At 71.2% G+C, this 17,175-nt stretch carries 16 protein-coding genes; 13 read left to right on the top strand and 3 right to left on the bottom strand.

Going from position 1 to position 17,175, the window contains the following annotated elements; translation table 11 throughout:
- Nucleotides 1-186: 186 nt before the first annotated feature.
- Complete coding sequence (locus tag IEY86_RS18115; RefSeq protein ID WP_189132778.1) at nucleotides 187-945, bottom strand: hypothetical protein; 759 nt, start codon at nucleotides 943-945, stop codon at nucleotides 187-189.
- A 245-nt stretch (nucleotides 946-1,190) separates the two neighbouring features.
- On the opposite strand from IEY86_RS18115, the gene IEY86_RS18110 reads away from it, so the two are divergent.
- The 7 genes from IEY86_RS18110 (at nucleotide 1,191) to IEY86_RS18080 (ending at nucleotide 8,779) form a co-directional block, all read left to right on the top strand.
- Nucleotides 1,191-1,769: a helix-turn-helix domain-containing protein gene (locus tag IEY86_RS18110; RefSeq protein WP_189132777.1), complete on the top strand. Its 579-nt coding sequence runs from the start codon at nucleotides 1,191-1,193 to the stop codon at nucleotides 1,767-1,769.
- A gap of 41 nt (nucleotides 1,770-1,810) precedes the next feature.
- Nucleotides 1,811-2,404, top strand: a complete 594-nt coding sequence (locus tag IEY86_RS18105; RefSeq protein ID WP_189132776.1) for a hypothetical protein — start codon at nucleotides 1,811-1,813, stop codon at nucleotides 2,402-2,404.
- Nucleotides 2,397-3,767, top strand: a complete 1,371-nt coding sequence (locus IEY86_RS18100; protein WP_189132775.1) for an MAB_1171c family putative transporter — start codon at nucleotides 2,397-2,399, stop codon at nucleotides 3,765-3,767. Before IEY86_RS18105 ends, IEY86_RS18100 begins: the two co-directional genes overlap by 8 nt.
- Before the next feature lie 50 nt (nucleotides 3,768-3,817).
- The gene (locus IEY86_RS18095) at nucleotides 3,818-5,242 is read left to right on the top strand and encodes an NAD(P)/FAD-dependent oxidoreductase (protein WP_189132774.1); all 1,425 of its coding nucleotides are present in this window, start codon (nucleotides 3,818-3,820) and stop codon (nucleotides 5,240-5,242) included.
- Nucleotides 5,243-5,698: 456 nt separating this feature from the next.
- Nucleotides 5,699-5,887 carry a DUF5999 family protein gene (locus tag IEY86_RS18090; protein ID WP_189132773.1) on the top strand — a complete coding sequence of 63 codons (189 nt, stop codon included), beginning with the start codon at nucleotides 5,699-5,701 and terminating at the stop codon, nucleotides 5,885-5,887.
- 298 nt (nucleotides 5,888-6,185) lie between these two features.
- The gene (locus tag IEY86_RS18085; protein WP_229698540.1) at nucleotides 6,186-8,207 is read left to right on the top strand and encodes a cation:proton antiporter; all 2,022 of its coding nucleotides are present in this window, start codon (nucleotides 6,186-6,188) and stop codon (nucleotides 8,205-8,207) included.
- A gap of 197 nt (nucleotides 8,208-8,404) precedes the next feature.
- Nucleotides 8,405-8,779: an STAS domain-containing protein gene (locus IEY86_RS18080; RefSeq protein WP_229698539.1), complete on the top strand. Its 375-nt coding sequence runs from the start codon at nucleotides 8,405-8,407 to the stop codon at nucleotides 8,777-8,779.
- Here IEY86_RS18080 and IEY86_RS18075 read toward each other — a convergent pair.
- Nucleotides 8,690-9,709: a sigma-70 family RNA polymerase sigma factor gene (locus IEY86_RS18075; protein WP_189132771.1), complete on the bottom strand. Its 1,020-nt coding sequence runs from the start codon at nucleotides 9,707-9,709 to the stop codon at nucleotides 8,690-8,692. The genes IEY86_RS18080 and IEY86_RS18075 overlap by 90 nt on opposite strands.
- A gap of 371 nt (nucleotides 9,710-10,080) precedes the next feature.
- Between IEY86_RS18075 and IEY86_RS18070 the strand changes: the two genes are divergently transcribed.
- The gene (locus IEY86_RS18070; RefSeq protein ID WP_189132770.1) at nucleotides 10,081-10,287 is read left to right on the top strand and encodes a hypothetical protein; all 207 of its coding nucleotides are present in this window, start codon (nucleotides 10,081-10,083) and stop codon (nucleotides 10,285-10,287) included.
- Between the two features lie 43 nt (nucleotides 10,288-10,330).
- Here IEY86_RS18070 and IEY86_RS38090 read toward each other — a convergent pair whose 3' ends face one another.
- Complete coding sequence (locus IEY86_RS38090) at nucleotides 10,331-10,744, bottom strand: SCO5918 family protein (protein WP_373287049.1); 414 nt, start codon at nucleotides 10,742-10,744, stop codon at nucleotides 10,331-10,333.
- Between the two features lie 279 nt (nucleotides 10,745-11,023).
- On the opposite strand from IEY86_RS38090, the gene IEY86_RS18060 reads away from it, so the two are divergent.
- The 5 genes from IEY86_RS18060 to IEY86_RS18040 all read left to right on the top strand — a co-directional run bounded on the left by IEY86_RS18060 (nucleotide 11,024) and on the right by IEY86_RS18040 (nucleotide 17,053).
- Nucleotides 11,024-11,227, top strand: a complete 204-nt coding sequence (locus tag IEY86_RS18060) for a cold-shock protein (RefSeq protein ID WP_189132769.1) — start codon at nucleotides 11,024-11,026, stop codon at nucleotides 11,225-11,227.
- 235 nt (nucleotides 11,228-11,462) lie between these two features.
- Nucleotides 11,463-12,851 carry a chloride channel protein gene (locus IEY86_RS18055; RefSeq protein WP_189132768.1) on the top strand — a complete coding sequence of 463 codons (1,389 nt, stop codon included), beginning with the start codon at nucleotides 11,463-11,465 and terminating at the stop codon, nucleotides 12,849-12,851.
- A gap of 488 nt (nucleotides 12,852-13,339) precedes the next feature.
- Complete coding sequence (locus IEY86_RS18050; protein ID WP_189132767.1) at nucleotides 13,340-14,716, top strand: SGNH/GDSL hydrolase family protein; 1,377 nt, start codon at nucleotides 13,340-13,342, stop codon at nucleotides 14,714-14,716.
- 354 nt (nucleotides 14,717-15,070) lie between these two features.
- Nucleotides 15,071-15,355, top strand: coding sequence for a response regulator transcription factor (locus IEY86_RS36540; RefSeq protein WP_229698538.1), 285 nt, complete (start codon nucleotides 15,071-15,073; stop codon nucleotides 15,353-15,355).
- A gap of 228 nt (nucleotides 15,356-15,583) precedes the next feature.
- Nucleotides 15,584-17,053, top strand: a complete 1,470-nt coding sequence (locus tag IEY86_RS18040) for an FAD-binding protein (protein ID WP_229698537.1) — start codon at nucleotides 15,584-15,586, stop codon at nucleotides 17,051-17,053.
- Nucleotides 17,054-17,175: the final 122 nt, after the last annotated feature.

Raw genomic sequence — 17,175 nt, 5'->3', positions numbered from 1 at the left:
GCTCCTTCTCATGCTGGGGGCATGGGTGAGGAAAGGCATGCGTCCTCGTCAACCGCCTTGTTCCGCCCGGGCCTTGTGGGGTTGGCCCGGCAACGGCGGTGTCCGGGCAGCCCGGAGGGGCCGACCTGCCCATCAGGTTAGGATTGGCCTAGACCAAGTGGCAAGAGGTCTGCACCACCCACTTCGCTACCAGGTCGCTCCCACGACCGCCGCGGCGGCCCGGGCGGCGGCCAGCGCCTCGTAGAGCAGGTCGCCGTCGGTCAGCCCGCCCGTTCCGTCCGGGGGGACCAGCCAGGTGCGGCCCTCGACCGCCCGCAGCGGCACGACGTGCGGGTGCGGGCAGTACAGCGTCCGGGAAAGGCTGTCGACCGTGGTGCCGGGCAGGTCCCAGCCGTCGACGGTGCCGGGCGCGACGAGGAATTCCACGACTCCGTCGCGCATGGTGAGCAGCACCGGTCCCAAGTGGTGCTTGGAAGCGCACATGCGAACGACCGCGTCGAGGCCCAGCGGCTTGATGGCGCGCACGATCTGCCAGTTCACGCCCGCGGGGACATGGGCGAGCCGTCCGCCGTTCCACGCCGCGAAGACGTCGGCCGGCACGGACGCGCAGGAGGCCAGCCATTCGGCGCCGTTGACGATGGCGCCGGCGGTGGCCTCGAGGGCTTCACGCAGGACGCGCGGGTCAGAGAGACGTTCGGGGCGGGAGCCGGGAAGCGCCGCGAGGCGCGGGCCCGGCGACTTCATCTGTCCGTGCCCGGCGGTCGGCGAGGGGGTCAGGAAGTACATACGGCGTTCGATCCCTTGCAGGTCGGCCCCGTCCGGGTCGGGCACGTCCCGTCCTCGGCCCGCCGGGACGGTGGTCGCCACGGCGGCCTCGTGGGGCGGCCGGGCCGATCGGGCGATGCGCTTCGGCCACCTGCGGCCGTTGTCTGGGGCGGTAGCCATCGATCCCCTCTCGCAGGCGCCGGGGCCGCGTTCTCGGGTCAGGGGGAGACGAGAACATAGGAATCCCGCGCCATAGCGATCAACTTTAGGTTGAATGTTCCACCATGCTGTTCAACTGTCAGTGGAATTTCCGCGATATGCGAGTCTAGGGTGGCGCCCACTGAGCCTGTCAACTCGTAGTTGACCACGCCCAGTTCACGCGCTACTGAAGGTTGAGTCCCTACTCGGTGGAGGTGGTGGCGGTGGTGGCCAAGGCCGAGGATCGGCCCAATGAGGATGGGCACAGCAACGACGGGAACAGCGACAACGGGAACAGCGGAGATCGGCACAGCGGAAACGGGAACAGCGGAAACGGGAACAGCGGCGACCGGCCGGGTTGCGGCCGCCCCGGCGAGGAACAGCCGACAATGGCCGCCAAGCTCGACCGGCTCTTCGACGACGTACGTCCGCACGGGCCACGCGGGCGCAGGTACACCAATGACGACGTCGCGACGGCCGTCAAAGCGGCCGGCCCGGACATCCGGGTGAGCGGTGCCTACTTGTCCGCGCTGCGCACGGGGGTCAAGAAAAACCCTTCCACCGAACTGCTGACGGCGCTGGCCCGTTTCTTCGGCGTACCCGCGTCGTATTTCCTGGACGATGTGACGGCGGCGCAGACGGACGCGGAAATCGCCCTTGCCAAGGTGGCGGGCAACCTCGGCGTCAGGCAACTGGCCCTGCGCGCCCTGGAGCTTTCCCCGGAAGGGCTGGCAGCCGTGACGAAGATCGTCGAACATGTCCTGGAGAATGACGGGCAGCCGATGCCCCCCGCAGGGCAGTCTTGAGTCCATGAGTACACCGGGGGTGGGCACAGCGGATGCTCGTCATGGTCTGTCGGACGGCGAACGAGCGACAGGGCGGTGACCTGATGGAGCTCAAGAAGATGCGGCGCACGTGCGCGGCACTGGTCCAGGATCTCGACCTGCCCGCCCCGGCGGAGCCGGGGCATCTGATAACCAGCCTCTGCGAACGGATGAGCCAACGGCTCGGCCGACCCGTGAACCACCGCCTCGTGCGCTTCCCACCCGACACCGTCAGCGGGTTATGGCTGGCGACGGACACCGAGCACTATGTGCTGTGCGAGCAGGACACCAGCCCCTGGCACCAACTGGCCATCACCGGACACGAGTTCTGGCACATGGAGGCGGACCACGAGGCCATGGCCGTCCAGGGCGCCGACGCCGGCCGCCTGGTGCTCCCCTCGCTGGACCCGCAGACCGTGGCCCGCATCGTGGCCGCCCGCACGCACTGCTCCGACGAGGCCGAGCAGGAGGCCGAGTTCTTCGCCTCCCTCCTGCTGGCGAAGGTGAGCCGCTGGCTCCCCCAGCGGACCTGGACGGTGCCGGACTCGGCGGCGGCCGTGGTGGACCGGATGGAGACCTCGCTCGGCACCCGGCCCCAGCGGGGTGACCGTGGATAGCAGGAGCGTCACCTACTGGATCTGCTCGGCCGTCGCGTGGACGGCTTTCAGCTACAAGTGCCGGGACCTGAGACGCTCGCCCCACCACCCCATGTGGTGGGTGGTCACCGTCACCCTGTTCTTCGCCTCCGCCACCCTGTTCTTCGCCGCACCCGCGGCGATCGGGATGGTCAACCGCCTTTCGGGGGTGCCCAACCTCTCCGCCCCGCTCGTCTACTGCCTCCTGGTGGGCCTGAGCGCCTCACTCCAGGTGCTGGTGGCCTACTGGCAGGGCCCCGAGGAGCGGGCGCAGGTCGTGGCGCGCCGCTGGCTGGCCGGATACGCGGTGATCATGGCCGCGATGATCGCGCTGTTCACGGTGGGAGAGGCCCCGGTCGAACGGCGGGTCGACTTCGACACGTACTACGCCAACACCCCGTACATCGCCGCGTTCGTCGTGCTCTACCTGCTCGCCTACGGGGCCTCGTGCGTCGGCCTGATCGCCCTGTGCTGGCCGTGGGCGAAGGTGGTGGGCCTGCCGTGGCTGAGGCGGGGACTGCGCTGCATCGCCATGGGCACCGTGTGCGGACTCGGCTTCGACGTCTCCAAGCTCGTCGCCGTCTTCGCGCGCTGGTTCGGCACGGACCTCGACGTCCTCAGCTCCAAGGTGGCACCGGGCTTCGCCGGCCTGGCGACGGTGCTGGTCGCCGTCGGATTCGTCCTTCCCGTCTCGGGGCACCGGCTGACCAGCCTTCGGGCCCGGGTGGGCCGTTACCGGGCCTACCGGGCGCTGTTCCCGCTGTGGGACGAATTGCGGCTGGCTACTCCGGCGATCGCCGCCTCGGTCCCGATCCCCTGGTGGGACCTGGAGTTGCGGCTGACCCGGCGGCTGACCGAGATCCGCGACGGGCTCCTGTCGCTGCGTGCGTACTTCGACCCCCGGGTGGCCTCGGCCGCGCTGCGCCTCGGCCGGCGGGCCGGGCTGACGGACGTGGATCTGCACGCGGCCGTCGACGCCGCCAGGTTCAAGGCCGCGATCGCCGCCAAGAAGCAGAACCTGAAGTTTCCGCCGGAGGCCGCCGAGGGGCAGGAGCCCCCGCACGGCGGGGCGGACGGAGCCAGTGAACTCGCCTGGCTGGTCGCGGTCTCGCGGGCCTTCACGGGCTCGCGTGTCGTCGGCGCGGCGCCGGCCGACGGCGGACTCGTCGCAGACGACGCGCTCACAGCGGACGACCGACTCACAGCGGACGACCGACTCATGGCGGACCACGGGCTCACGGCGGACCACGGGCTCGACGGCGACGAGGACGTTGGCGGCTCCGGACCGGGCGATGTCCCGGCGGACAGCGTACAGGGCGCTATTGACCAGGCCGGAAAGAGATGACGATCCTGGTCTTCAACAAGTTGTTTAAGTGATCGCAGGCGGAGGCACACATGCGAAAACCCACCCATGCCGTGGTGCTCGGCGGGGGATTGGCCGGGACACTCGCCGCGTCGGTGGCCGCCAGCTATGTGGACACCGTCACGGTGATCGAGCGGGACCGGTTCTCGGCCGACGCGGCACCCCGGTCGGGAGTACCACAGGCCCGCCACGCCCATCTGCTGTGGTCCGGCGGCGCGCGGGTCATCGAATCGCTCCTGCCCGGCACCACCGAGCGCTGGATCAAGGCCGGCGCGCACCGCATCGGACTGCCCGACGGCATTGTCTCGATGTCCGCCCAGGGGTGGCTGCGGCGGTGGCCCGGGACCCAGTTCCTCATCACGTGCAGCCGGGACCTGCTCGACAGCGTGGTCCGCGAACAGGCGCTCGCCGACGCGCGGACCACCCTGCGCGAGTACACCGAGGCACAGGAACTCCTCGGCTCGGCGACGACGGTGACGGGGGTTCGGATCAGGGACCGGGACAGCGGTGGGACGGAGGAGCTCGAGGCGGATCTCGTCGTCGACGCCTCCGGGCGTGGCTCGCGGGCCCGGCAGTGGCTGGAGGCGCTCGGGCTGCCGCAGGCACGGGAGGAGGTGGTCGACTCCGGCCTGGCCTACGCCACCCGTGTCTTCCGTGCTCCGGCCGGTGCCGCGCAAAGTTTTCCCGTCGTCAATGTGCAGGCCGACCCCCGGGAGCCGCGCCCGGGGCAGACGGCGACCCTCCTCCCCATCGAGGACGGCCGGTGGCTGGTCACACTGTCCGGCACCCGGGGTGGGCCTCCGCCGACCGACGAGGAGCACTTCGTGGCGTTCGCCCGCGGTGTGCGGCACCCGGTGGTCGGCGAGCTCATCGCCGAGGCGGAGCCGCTGAGCCCGGTGTACGCCTCCCGCAGCACCGTGAATCGCCGCCTGTTCTTCGAAAAGCTGCCCAACTGGCCCAGGGGACTGGTGGTCCTCGGCGACGCGGTCGCCACCTACAACCCGGTGTACGGGCACGGTATGTCCGTCGTCGCGCACAGCGCGCAGGCCCTGCGGCAGGGGCTGGCCAAGCTTGGAACGGGCCCGGGCGCGGCCCGGCACATCCAGCGCGCCGTCGCCCGCGCGGTGGAGCCCGCGTGGATGGTGGCGACGGGTCAGGACATCCTCTACCCGGACGCGGTGGGTCCCCGACCGAACGCCGTCGCCGCGCTGGGCCAGCGCTATGTCGAACGCCTGATGCGGACCGCCGCGAGCCGCCCCTCGGTCGCAGAAGCCCTGCTTGAATCGTTTACTCTCTCGGGCCCGATGACCGGCCTGCTGGCCCCGAAGGTGGCCCTGGCCACCCTCCGCGGCCCCCACCTCCCCCCGCTGAAGGAACCCCCGCTGACCGCGGACGAACGCTCCCGCGCCACCTCGGGCGTCCCCCCGGCCGGGGGGACGGGCGACTGGGAGGAATAGCGCCTCAAGGACAGTGCTCGCACGGTCGCCCGGGCCGTCTTCGAGCGCGGCCTCGACACCGGAACCCCTTCGCGTCCGACCACGGTCGAAATCCGGACACCATCCGTGACACCGGCCTCCCGCCGGAATGCCGCGTCCGCCTGCGCCGTCACGATGAGGATCTTGCGCATGCCACCGACATCACGGCGCGCGGCGGTTGTCGATCGCACCTGAAGGCGGTGCGCACGAGGTAGGCTTCTGCGAACGCGGATGCGAAACCCGTACATCGATGCGAACGCTGACGCGGAGACGGCGGATGACAGACGGCATCGAGGCCGTGGCGGTAACGCTGCGGCACCGGGTGACTCCCTTCCGGAGTATCCGTTGACACCCGCTCGTCGCAGGCCTAGCTTTCTGAATAATAGGAAACCTTCCTATCATTCCCATCGGGCACCACCAGCTGAACCGAGATGTGTCATGTGCTCCCACCAGCCACCCTGTCCCACCCCCGAAGGCCCCGCCCGCGAGGCCGCCCGTCTGATCGCCTTTCATCCGGAACAGGGATGGGGGCTGCTCTGCAACGGGGTGCTCGTCTTCGAGGACACCGGTGAGCTCCTGCCCGACGGGCACTGCATAGCCCCGCACCGGGCCGTCACGGCTTCCTGACGCACGGCCTCCCCTTACCCCGCGGCTTCCCGACGCCGCCTCCCCTTACCCCGCGGCTTCCTGACACGCGTCTTCCCGAGTCGGCGCGGCTTCGCCACCGAGGGCTTGACGGGCTCGGCCCTGGCGGTCCCTGGACGCGTCCGGTGGATGTGCCCGAAAACGTGTACGGCGCCGCTCGAGGGCGCCTATCATCCAGACGAATTCCACTGGAAGAACCTCACGGCGGCCCACGAGACGGTGGGGAGCGCCGCGTCGGGCGAACCCCGCGGCGTCGCGGGCGCAGGGACGGGAGGGCCTGTTGTCCGAGCCCGCAACCCAGGACATACGCCCGGCGCTGCCTGCCCGAAGGGCCCTGTTCGGATACGCGGCGCTGGTCGTCCTTCCTCTGGGCGCCGTTGTGGGGATCGCGTTATCGGTCCATGGTCCGGGAGCGGCCAAAACCCCTCGGGCGGCCTCGGGAGCCGACACCACCCTCCACTTCCTCGTGGCCCTGGCCGTGGTCGTCGCCTGCGCCTCGGCCGCGGGTCTGGCGGCCCGCAGGCTGGATCAGTCCCCGGTCGTCGGCGAGATCGTCGCCGGAGTGCTCCTCGGACCCTCCGTGCTCGGCGCGCTCGCCCCCGGAGTCCAGCACTCGCTCCTGCCCCCGTCGGTGCTGCCGTTCCTCGGGGCGCTGGGCCAACTGGGCGCGGTGCTCTTCATGTTCACGGTCGGCCTCGACCTGTCCCTGCCCGCGCTGCGCCGCAATGGACTGGCCGGCTCGGCCCTGCTGGGGCACGCGGGGGTCGCCCTGCCGTTCCTGGGCGGCGTGGTGCTGGCGCTGCGGCTGCCGCACGGCTACCGGCCGACCGATGTGGACACCCTGCCCTTCGTCCTGTTCTTCGGGCTCAGCCTCAGTATCACCGCCGTGCCCGTCCTCGCCCGTCTGCTGTCGGAGAAGGGGCTGCTGCGCTCGCGGCTGGGGACCCTGGCGATGGCGGCGGCGGGGCTGGCCGACGTCACGGCGTGGTGCCTGCTGGCCCTGGTGCTCGCCGTGGCCGACGGCTCCTGGCTGGGCGGCGCGGTGACCGTGGCGGGCACGGCGGCGTTCGCGCTCGCCGTGTGGCTGTGCGTGCGCCCGCTGCTGTCACGGCTGCTGGCGACCTCCCACGCCGCGTCCGCCCCCGCCGCCACCGTGGTGCTCCTGACCGTCCTGGTGTGCGCGCTGGCCACTCAGTGCATGGGTGTGCACGCGCTGTTCGGGGCGCTGGCCGCGGGGCTGGTCATGCCTCGCACGGCGGGCGTACGGCAGATCACCTGGCGGGTCGAGGGCCTGACCAAGTGGCTCCTGCTGCCCCCGTTCTTCGTGACGGTGGGACTGAGTGTGCGGCTGGGCTCGGTCCAGGGGGGCCGGGGATGGCTCATCTGCGGGCTGATCCTGCTGGTGGCGGTGGGAAGCAAGGTCCTGGGGAGCGCGGCCGCCGGGCGTCTGATGCGTCTGCCGTGGCGCAAGGCCGGGCAGTTGGGCGCGATGATGAACTGCCGGGGAATGACGGAGCTGATCGTGCTGGACGTCGGACTGACGACAGGTCTGCTCTCACCCCCGCTGTTCACCATGCTCGTGATCATGGCCCTGGTCACAACGGTGATGACCGCTCCCCTGCTGCGGCTGATGGGCCACCGCGACGGCGCCCGTCCGCCCGGCCCTTCAGGGTTCCCCCTGGCGGCCGTACCGGGTGAGGACGAGCCGGGCGCGGACGAGCCGGTGACCCAGCCGGGAGGAGACCAGCCGGGAGGGGGCGGCCGCGGAAGAACCCCGCGCACGGACCCCGCCCGGCCCTCGCCGTCGTCCCCACCGGTGCCGGGGCGCCCCTCGGGCTCGGCCTCGCCCGCACCGTCACCCGCGCCCTCGCCCCGCCGCCTGGAGGCCGTCGACGACCGGGCCGCGCCGAGCTCCGGGAGGACCGGGCCGCAGGAGGCCATCTTCCCGCCGGCCGCCGCCCCACGGATGTGGGAGCCGCCGCCCACCGCCGAGTCCGTGCGCCGCTGGGCCCGCGCCTACGCCAACCAGCCCCTTCTGGCGCCGCAGCTGATCGACACGCTCGACGCCATCGGCTGGCTCCCGTCCACCGAGGCCACCCGGGCCGTCCTGGACGTGCTCGGCACCGAGACCACGAGCATGGTCCGGGCCCCCGGCAAGGTGGTGGCCTGGCTGCGCTTCGTCCTCGAGGAGCACCCCGAGGCGGCCGGTGAGCACCGTGCCCGCATCCGGGCGATCCTCGACGGTCTCGCCACGGCGGGCGTGGCCGCCGCCGTCCGACTGCAACGCGACCTCAACGCGTAGCTCTTCACCGCCCTTGACGCCCACCACGGGCCCGCCGCGTCGCCATGCGCCGAACTCCTCGGTCGGGCGCGGATAGCGATGAGTTCTGCCCGGCCGACCGGTCTGCTGGAGGTGGACACCGCGACAGGAGGTCGACCGTGGCCGGTTCCGACGAGTTGCCCGCACCGCCGTCCCCGGGCCCGCCAGGGCCCTCTTCCGTGACCGGGACACTGGTCCTGACACTGGGGCCCGCGATCACACCCGACGACGTCCCGGTGCTGTGCGAGCGGCTGAGCACCCTTCTGCGGGACGGCGGCGGCCATGCCGTGGCCCTGGACGTCGGAGTGCTCACCGCCCCCGACGTCTCCACGCTCAATGCCCTGGCGCGGATGCAGCTGACCGCCGGGCGCCTGGGATGCACGCTCCGACTGCGCCACGCCCGCGCCGAGTTGAGGGCACTGCTCGCCCTCACCGGGCTCGACGCGGTCCTGCCCCTGGCCGGGTCAGGAGTCGAGCACCGGGGGCAGGCCGAACAGCGGGAAGAGGCGCTCGGTGTCGAGGAACGAGGTGAGCCCGGCGACGCGGTCTCCTGACACCTCGACGACCTGGAGCGCCCATGGCTCGAAGGCTCCGTCCGGACCGCTGGGACGGTACTGCCCGAACGCCCAGCAGCCGTTCGCAGCGACCGGCACCAGACGTGAGCCGCGGCAGCCGCAGCCCGTCCCGAGCAACCATCCGCGGATGTCCTCGTGGCCGCGCAGCCACAGCTCGAGGGGCGGCATCGACAGCGTCGCGTCCTCGTGCAGCAAGGCGGTGAGCGAGTCGAGGTCGTAGCGCTCGAAGGCGTCGACGTAGCGGGCCAGGAGGGCACGCTGTGTGTCGTCCATCGGGCGGCGCGCATCGGTGGCGGCCACGTCGTTCGAGGCGAGTGTCGCCCTTGCCCGCTGAAGGGCGCTGTTGACCGACGCGACGGAGGTCTCGAGCAGCTCGGCGACCTCGCTCGCCCTCCAGGCCAGGACCTCCCGCAGGATCAGCACCGCCCGCTGCCGGGGCGCGAGATGCTGCAACGCGGCGATGAACGCCAGGCGCACGGTCTCCCTCATCGCGGCCAGCTCGGCCGGGTCCCCGCCCTCGGGCAGGACACGTCCGTCCGGGATCGGCCCGATCCAGGTGGCCTCCGGCAGCGGCGCCCCGACAGGGGTGGCCGCCGTGGACGCGGGTGACAGGTCGATCGGGCGGGCACGGCGCTCACGGCCGCCCAGCATGTCCAGGCACACATTCGTCGCGATGCGGTACAGCCACGAGCGCAGCGCCGCCCGGCCCTCGAAGCGGTCGAAGGCCCGCCACGCCCGCACCATGGTGTCCTGTACGGCGTCCTCGGCCTCGAACGCCGATCCCAGCATCCGGTAGCAGTAGCCGGTGAGCTCCGACCGGTACTGCTCCAGCCGGAGCTCCACTGCCTGTGCGGGGGCGCCGCCGGCCTCGGTGGGGCTCGCGCCCTTCGCCGCTGCGAGATCACTCATGGAAGGTCCCTGATTCGACTTCCGACGGTGGGCCGTACCCGCGGGCAACGGCGCCACCGCGGTCTTCAACCGGCTCCGCTCGCAGCCTATCCAGCCGATCTTCGGGAATCCACACCGGAGGGCAGCCGTCCTTCTCCGAGCCGCGGGCCACGCCGAGGAGTAGGGTGAAATCACCGAGCGTATTCCGGTGCCGGCAACCGCGCCGACATCGTTCTCGGCGAGCGATGAACCCGGGCGTGTCCACCTCGGGAAATGTCCCTGCCGCGTCGGCCGTCGGCCGCCTTCGAGAAGCCGGGGCAATGGGCCGAACGCCCGCATCGCCGACTTGGCGGAACATCCACCGCCGCGCCGATATCACCATAGGAGAAGTCATGAGTTCCCCCTCAGCCTCGGTCGGCACACAGAGCATGGGCGACTCCACCGAGGAACGGGAGGCGGCGAGGACGGCACTATTGAGAGCCATCGCGGAGAATGCCCAGGCCCTGAACAGGAACCAGGGACAGACTTCCACGGCCGTTGCCCTCAAGGAATTGGCCGAGGCATTCGCGTGGGTGGTGTCACCGGGAAACGCGCACTGACCCGGGGAAGCGACACACCCGGGTTCTTTGTGTTGGGACGACGTCAGACGCGCGGAAAACCGTCCATGGAGCTGAGGAAGCCCATGGCGGGCTGCGGCGCGGCCGGGGGCGCGATCATGGGCGACGTCATGTCGGTGGGCTCCGGGGCGTCCATCCCGGCGTCGTCCAGGAGGGTGGTCGGCATCGGGGCGGGCTCGGACAGCGTCGGGGGTTCCGGAGCGGGCGCGGGCTTGCAGGCGAAGCCCATCTTGCGCAGGGCGCGGGAGACCTCGGCGGCGCTGAAGTCCCTGCGGTCCTGCCGGGTGATCACGGCTCCGACCTGCTTGATCGGGAACGAGCGGCGGCCGATGCGGACGGACTCGCCCGAGATCGGTTCGGGTTTGATCCCGCTCATCGCGCGCTCCACCTCGCTCGGCTCCAGGTAGAAGGAATGGCCAGCGATAGTGACGCGCATCATGCCTCAAGGGGAGAGCAGGGGTGGTACCGGTCAGACCAGCCTCGCACAGTTCCAGCCGACGCGGAAGTGGAGGCGGGCGTGTACGGAATCCCCGTCAGTTCGGCGACTGTGCTACGTTGATCTCAGTTGCAGTTTTGGTACCCATGAACTTATGTGCGCCTGACGGTATGTGGCCGTTGGCGCATTTTTGTTTCTCCGGTCTCTCCGGATGGGGTCACAGCGGCGACTCGGAACTCCGCAAGGTGTGGATGTTCCGGCACTGCCCCGAAGGAGATTGACATGGCTACTGGCACCGTGAAGTGGTTCAACGGCGAAAAGGGCTTCGGCTTCATCGAGCAGGACGGCGGCGGCCCCGACGTCTTCGCCCACTACTCGAACATCAACGCTCAGGGTTTCCGTGAGCTCAACGAGGGCCAGAAGGTCTCGTTCGACGTCACCCAGGGCCCGAAGGGCCCGCAGGCGGAGAACATCGTTCCCGCGTAACTGCCGCACTTGCCACGAACAAGGGTCCGTACCTTCCGGGTACGGGCCCTTGTCCGTGCGCGTCCACGGAAATGCGCCGGATTCCACCGCAGGACATGTATTCGACAACGGCCGCCAAGCGGTCCCGTTCGTCCGACCGGGTGGCTCGCAGCCACGGCGCGCAGCGGTACGGGTGCCGGGGGCCGGGTGTCGTGGATCATCGGGACCGGTGGCGCCACGCCTGACAGGGGGATCCATGAGCGAGCCACGTCCCCGCTCCGGCGGTGCTTCGGGTCCGGCAGCGGGTACGGCGGCGAGTCCGGCACCGACGCAGCCGGAGGAGGCGGACCGGCTCCGGGAGGTGCTGCACAACTCCGCCTACCGCCGGGCGCTGGTGTTCTGCGCGCTGATCGGCATCCCCGTGTCGCTGGCCGCGTTCTGGTTCCTCGCCGGGCTGCACGAGGCGGAGACGGCTCTGTGGGACGACCTGCCGGACGCACTGGGCCGGTCCGCGCCCCCGTGGTGGTGGCCCCTGCCCCTCTCCGTCGTCTCCGGGCTGGTCGTGGGCCTCGTCGTCACCCGTCTGCCGGGCAGGGGCGGCCACATTCCGGCGTCGGGCCTGCACTCGGGAGGGGCCACGGCGCGGGCGGTGCCCGGGGTCGTGATCGCCGCGGCGGCGAGCCTGCCGCTGGGTGCCGTCCTGGGCCCCGAGGCTCCGCTGATCGCGCTCGGCGGGGGCCTGGCCATGCTCTTCGCGGTGATGGTGCGGGCCCCGGCGACCAAGGAGAGCTCCGTAATCCTGGGCGCGGCGGGCGCCGCGTCGGCGCTCTCGGCGATCTTCGGCAACCCCCTGGTGGGGGCGGTGATTCTCATGGAGGTCGCGGGGGTGGGGGGCTCGACGCTGTTCACGATCATGCTCCCCGCCCTGCTGGCCAGCGGAGTGGGAGCCCTGGTGTTCACCGGCTTCGGCCGCTGGACCGGGCTCGGGACGGGCAGCCTGGCCATCGGTCTGCCGTCGCCTCCCAGCCTGGACGTGGGAGATGTCGGCTGGAGCCTGCTGATGGCGGTCCTGATCGGCGCCTTCATGCACTGGGTGCTGGTGGGCGGCCGAATGGTGGCCCGCTTCGTGGCGGCGCACCCGCTGCGGCACACCGTGCTGTGCGCGGTGGCGGCGGGGGGCTGCGCGGCGGTGTACGCCGCGGCAACCGGGCGGTCGCCCGCCGAGGTCGCCCTTTCCGGCCAGACCACCCTGTCCCAGTTGGCCGCCCACCCCCACGACTGGTCGACCGGCGAGCTGATCGCCGTGCTCGTGCTCAAGTCCCTGGCGTACGCCCTGTGCCTGGGCAGCCTGCGCGGTGGTCCGGTCTTCCCCTCCCTGTTCCTGGGAGGCGCTTTCGGGGTCGTGCTCTCCCCCCTTCCCGGCCTCGGTCTGGTGTCCGGGATGGCGGCGGGCATGGCGGCGTCGACCGCCACCGCGCTGCGGCTGCCGGTCAGCAGCGTCCTGCTCGTGGTCCTGATGCTCGGGAACTCGGAGTCGATCCCCGTCGTCGTGCTGGCCGCTGTGGCGGCGTTCGTGACGACGGAGCTCCTTCCGCGGGGCCCGGCCGTCCCGGAATGGCCGCCCCTGCCCGCAGCGAAGGCCTGAGAGCGCCCCGCCCCGGGCCGGGCCCGCCGATGCCGAGGGCCCGACTGCTCCTCGAAGGGGGTCACGTCCTCGTCCGTGACGGCGTCGACGGTCGACCCGGCGGTCGGTCCGGCGCCCGCCTGCCCGATTCGCCCACCGGTCCCCCACCGATCCGCCACCGATCCCCCGCGGCTTCCGGCCCCGGAGCCGGGATCTCCCCGGGTGCCGCGGGCCGCGGAGAGCCTCAGTCCGGAGAGCCGAAGGGCGGAGAGCCGCAGGCCGATGGGGAATGGGGAGCGCCTGTTCCGTTGAGTCAGTTGCGATCATCCCGCGATCGGAAGCGGCCGAAACTGCTTGGTTGAAGACATCGCGAGATCACCGGTAACAGAGTGTGGGAATTTGGTGACGCCCCTGGTCAGCGGGGGTCCCGCGCGACGTTGGGTAGCCGGTCGCCTCGCGGGTGGGGGAAGCCAGGGCCGACGCGTGATCCGTCGGCCGGGGGGGTTCACATGCGTAGAGAACGAGGTACCGCCTGCCTTGGAGCGGTCCTGCTGACGGCGGCCCTGGGCCTGCCCGCGGCGGGAGCCCACGCGGCGGGCTCCGGACAGGACGGGCACCGGGCGGCGCCGAGCACCGCACACGCGGGCGCGCCGCTCGCCCGGCCGGTGGCGCACCCCGCCGCCAAGGCGACGGACCAGCTCCTCACCTTCTCCGAGTTCCCCGTGGGAACCGCGATCGACAAGCAGTACCAGGACCGGGGCATCGTCTTCGCGGGCTCGGGAGGCGGAGGCACACCCTTCATCAGCCCGGACGGCGCCAACCCGACGAGCCCCGTGCTCTCCGGAAGCCCGCTCTTCCACGGCGGTATCCAGGGAAGGTTCGTCAGGCCGAGCGGAAAGCAGCGGACCGTCTCCCGCTTCTCGCTGGACGTCGGCTACATCGACGACCCGGGCTCGGTCGCCGTCACCGCCTACGGGTCGGACGGCAAGCAGGTCGCCAAGCACGTGGTGGACCAGACGGGGATCGTGCCGGTCACCGTCGAGGCGAAGGGCATCGCCTCGTTCAGGGTCGACGAGGAGGCCGGAGAGTCCGCCGGATTCGCCATCGACAATGTCGCCTACCCGTTCGCCCGTGACCTCGCGGCCCTGGGCGACTCCTACTCCTCGGGCGAGGCCAACAAGCCCTTCGACCCGGGCACCGATTCCGCCAACGGCTGCCACCGCAGTTCCAAGGGATGGCCGAGGCTGCTGGCGCAGGACAGCGCCAAGGTCCGCGAGACCCGGCACATCGCCTGCTCGGGGGCGACCACCTGGGCGCTGACCCACAAGTTCAAGGGCGAGACGGAGCAGCTGAAACAGCTCAAGGACCTCAAAGAGGAGCCCGGCTACGTCACCATGACGATGGGCGGCAACGACGTCGGGTTCGCGGACATCCTCGAGGACTGCTTCACCCCGCGCAGCAACTGCGCCGACGACGGCCGGCTGAAGCAGGCCGAGAAGGACGTCAAGGATGTGCAGTCCACGGTGGAGAAGGCGTACCACGCGATCAAGGACACCTGGAAGAACGCCGACGTGGTCATCGTGGGCTACCCGCGCCTGTTCCCCAAGGCGGCCAAGGACGAGCACTGCTTCTTCCTGTCCCCGAACGAGCGTGAGGGGCTCAACTCCCTGGCGGGCAAGCTCGACACGGTGCTGGCCAAGGCCGCGGCCCATGAGGGCGTGGAGTTCGTCTCCGTCCTGGAGACGATGAACGGGCACGAGCTCTGCTCCGACGACTCCTGGATCTACCCGATCAACCTCAGCGGCGGGCAGCAGCGGGCCCACCCGACGCTGAAGGGGCAGGAGGCCATCGAGAAGGTCGTGCGCAAGCGCATCGAGAGCCTGTAGCCGAGTGGCGGTCGGCCGGGGCGGCTTCCGCTGTCCCGGCCACCGCCCTCCGCCTCCGTGCCGACCCCACCCTCCGCACCGTGCGCACGCCCGCCCCGCCCGGTGCCTCAACTGCCTTGAGCGCTCCGCCCCGCTCCGCGCTCCGGCCCGCTCCGACCCGACCCGGCCCACTCCGACCCGGCCGCCCTGCCGCCTCGACTGCCCCGGCGGCAAAGTACCTTGTGCACACAGGTGCTCGAGCCGGTGGACCGCGTGCTTCGGGCACTCGGGCGTCCGGCGGCGGTACGCGGACGGCGGGGGCAGGGGCACGGATTGCGGGACACGAGTGGGCCACTTGGACACGGGAGCGAACGAGTGGCGGCCCAGCAGCCGTCGGCCGCCGGGCCGGACGCCGGTTCGACCGCTGTCGGCACCACGGCTCCCGAACCCGAACCGGATCGCTGGGAGCTGCTGACCCGTCAGGAGGTCCGGATCGCCCGCGAGATCGCGCTCGGCTCCACCAACCGTGAGGCGGCCGAGCGGCTCTTCCTCTCCCCGCACACCGTCAGCACGCATCTGCGCCACATCTTCGGCAAGTTGGGCATCAACTCCCGCGGGCAGCTCAGCCGCATCGTCGAGGCCCACGACGAACCCGCCTGACGCGGGTCCCGGGTGGCGGTCCTGCCCGTCACTTTCCCAGAGGTTCAGCGCTCACTCATTCGCGTGAATGCCTTCCGATGATCGTCTCCATCGGTAGCATCTCGATCACTCCTGGGGCTTGATTCCGGCCCAGGCGGTGGCACTGATGAGGAATCGCACCCGGCCGAAATCAGCCCGAGGAGGGCTTGCATGCCCCTGGAACCGACCAGACGAAACGTTTTGCACGGCTTGGCCGCAGGCGTCGCGGTGATCGGCTTCGACCCGCTCGCACGCAGCTGGGTTCCGGCCTCCCCGAAGAAGCAGGCGGATCGTTCCGCCAACCACAACTCCCTGGTGGACGTCCCGCCGCTGGACGGGACCCTCCTCACCGACGACGCCTCACTGAGTCAGGCCGCCGACGACTTCGGCCACATCGTCCACCGGCGCCCCACCGCCGTCCTGCGGCCCGGGTCGGTCTCCGACGTCGTCACGATGGTCAGGTTCTGCAACACGCACGGACTGAAGACGGCCCCGCGCGGCCAGGGCCACGCGACCTTCGGCCAGGCGCAGGTCGAGGGCGGGCTCGTCATCGAGACCACGCCGCTCGATCGGATCGGGACCGTGGGCCCGCACTCGGTGGCCGTGGGCCCGCACTCGGTGGCCGTGGGCGCGGGCGCCAGGTGGAGCGACGTCGTGCGGGCGACCCTGGAGCACGGCCTCACTCCCGCGGTCTTCACCGACTACCTCGAGCTGTCCGTCGGCGGAACCCTGTCGGTCGGCGGCCTCGGCGGCCAGACGCATCGGCACGGCGCCCAGGTCGACAATGTGACGGCACTTCAGGTCGTGACCGGTGCTGGGGAGTTGGTGCGCTGCTCGGCGAGCCGTCACCCCGACCTGTTCCATGCCGTGCTCGCCGGGCTCGGCCAGTGCGCGATCGTCGTCGGGGCGACGATCCGGCTGGTCACCGCGCCGAGGACGGTACGGCACTACCTGCTCCCCTACAACAGCCTGCGGACCTTCCTCGAGGACCAGCGCCGCCTTGTCGAGGAGCGCCGCTTCGCGTACGTCGAGGGGCAGATCGCCCCCGACGCGCAGGGCGCTTTCAACGGCTATGTGCTCGAAGCCGTCGCCTACGGCCCGCCCGCCGGACCTGAGCCGGACGACACCGAGCTGCTGCGGGGCCTGCGCTTCAACCCCTCCGGGGTGCAGAAGGAGACACTCGACTACTTCGACTTCCTGAACCGCCTCGCCCCCGCGGTGGAGGCGCTGAAGGCGGCGGGCCTGTGGGCCTATGCCCACCCGTGGCTGAATCTGCTGCTGCCCGGTGACGAGGCCGAGTCCGTCGCCGGGCCCATCCTGAGCGCCCTCACACCGGACGACGTGGGGCCGGCCGGTGTCGTCCTGCTCTACCCGCTGATCCGCGAACGCCTGCACACCCCTCTGCTGCGCATGCCCGACGATCCGGTGCCGTACCTGCTGGCCGTGCTGCGCACCTGCCCACCGGACGACGAAGACGCGGTGGCGCGGCTGCTGAGGGCCAACCGCCGGGCGTTCGAGACCGTGCGGGACGCCGGGGGCACCCAGTACCCGGTGGGCTCGATCCCGTTCCGCCACGCCGACTGGCGCAGGCAGTACGGCCCCGTCTGGCCGCGGTTCGCCGCGGCCCGGCACCGCTACGACCCGCTGGGCGTCCTGGTCCCGGGCCAGGGCGTGTTCTGACGCTCGGCGCCGACGGGGAGTTGCCGGTGGCTCCTCCCCGTCGGCGCCGGGCACCTTGCACCGCACGGCCGTTGGCGTGCTGCCGTTGGCATGCTGACGCTGACGCACGGCCGTTGACGCAC

This window comes from Wenjunlia tyrosinilytica, from assembly GCF_014646055.1.
Classification (GTDB): Bacteria; Actinomycetota; Actinomycetes; order Streptomycetales; family Streptomycetaceae; genus Wenjunlia; species Wenjunlia tyrosinilytica.
The sequence above is the reverse complement of the archived record's forward strand: the minus strand, read 5'-3'. Positions and strand labels throughout refer to the sequence as shown.

Coding starts and splice junctions, on each gene's coding strand:
- IEY86_RS18115 (WP_189132778.1), bottom strand. CDS start 945: ATGGCTACCGCCCCAGACAACGGCCGCAGGTGGCCGAAGCGCATCGCC.
- IEY86_RS18105 (WP_189132776.1), top strand. CDS start 1,811: ATGGTCTGTCGGACGGCGAACGAGCGACAGGGCGGTGACCTGATGGAG.
- IEY86_RS18095 (WP_189132774.1), top strand. CDS start 3,818: ATGCGAAAACCCACCCATGCCGTGGTGCTCGGCGGGGGATTGGCCGGG.
- IEY86_RS18090 (WP_189132773.1), top strand. CDS start 5,699: ATGTGCTCCCACCAGCCACCCTGTCCCACCCCCGAAGGCCCCGCCCGC.
- IEY86_RS18075 (WP_189132771.1), bottom strand. CDS start 9,709: ATGAGTGATCTCGCAGCGGCGAAGGGCGCGAGCCCCACCGAGGCCGGC.
- IEY86_RS18070 (WP_189132770.1), top strand. CDS start 10,081: ATGAGTTCCCCCTCAGCCTCGGTCGGCACACAGAGCATGGGCGACTCC.
- IEY86_RS38090 (WP_373287049.1), bottom strand. CDS start 10,744: ATGATGCGCGTCACTATCGCTGGCCATTCCTTCTACCTGGAGCCGAGC.
- IEY86_RS18060 (WP_189132769.1), top strand. CDS start 11,024: ATGGCTACTGGCACCGTGAAGTGGTTCAACGGCGAAAAGGGCTTCGGC.
- IEY86_RS18055 (WP_189132768.1), top strand. CDS start 11,463: ATGAGCGAGCCACGTCCCCGCTCCGGCGGTGCTTCGGGTCCGGCAGCG.
- IEY86_RS18050 (WP_189132767.1), top strand. CDS start 13,340: ATGCGTAGAGAACGAGGTACCGCCTGCCTTGGAGCGGTCCTGCTGACG.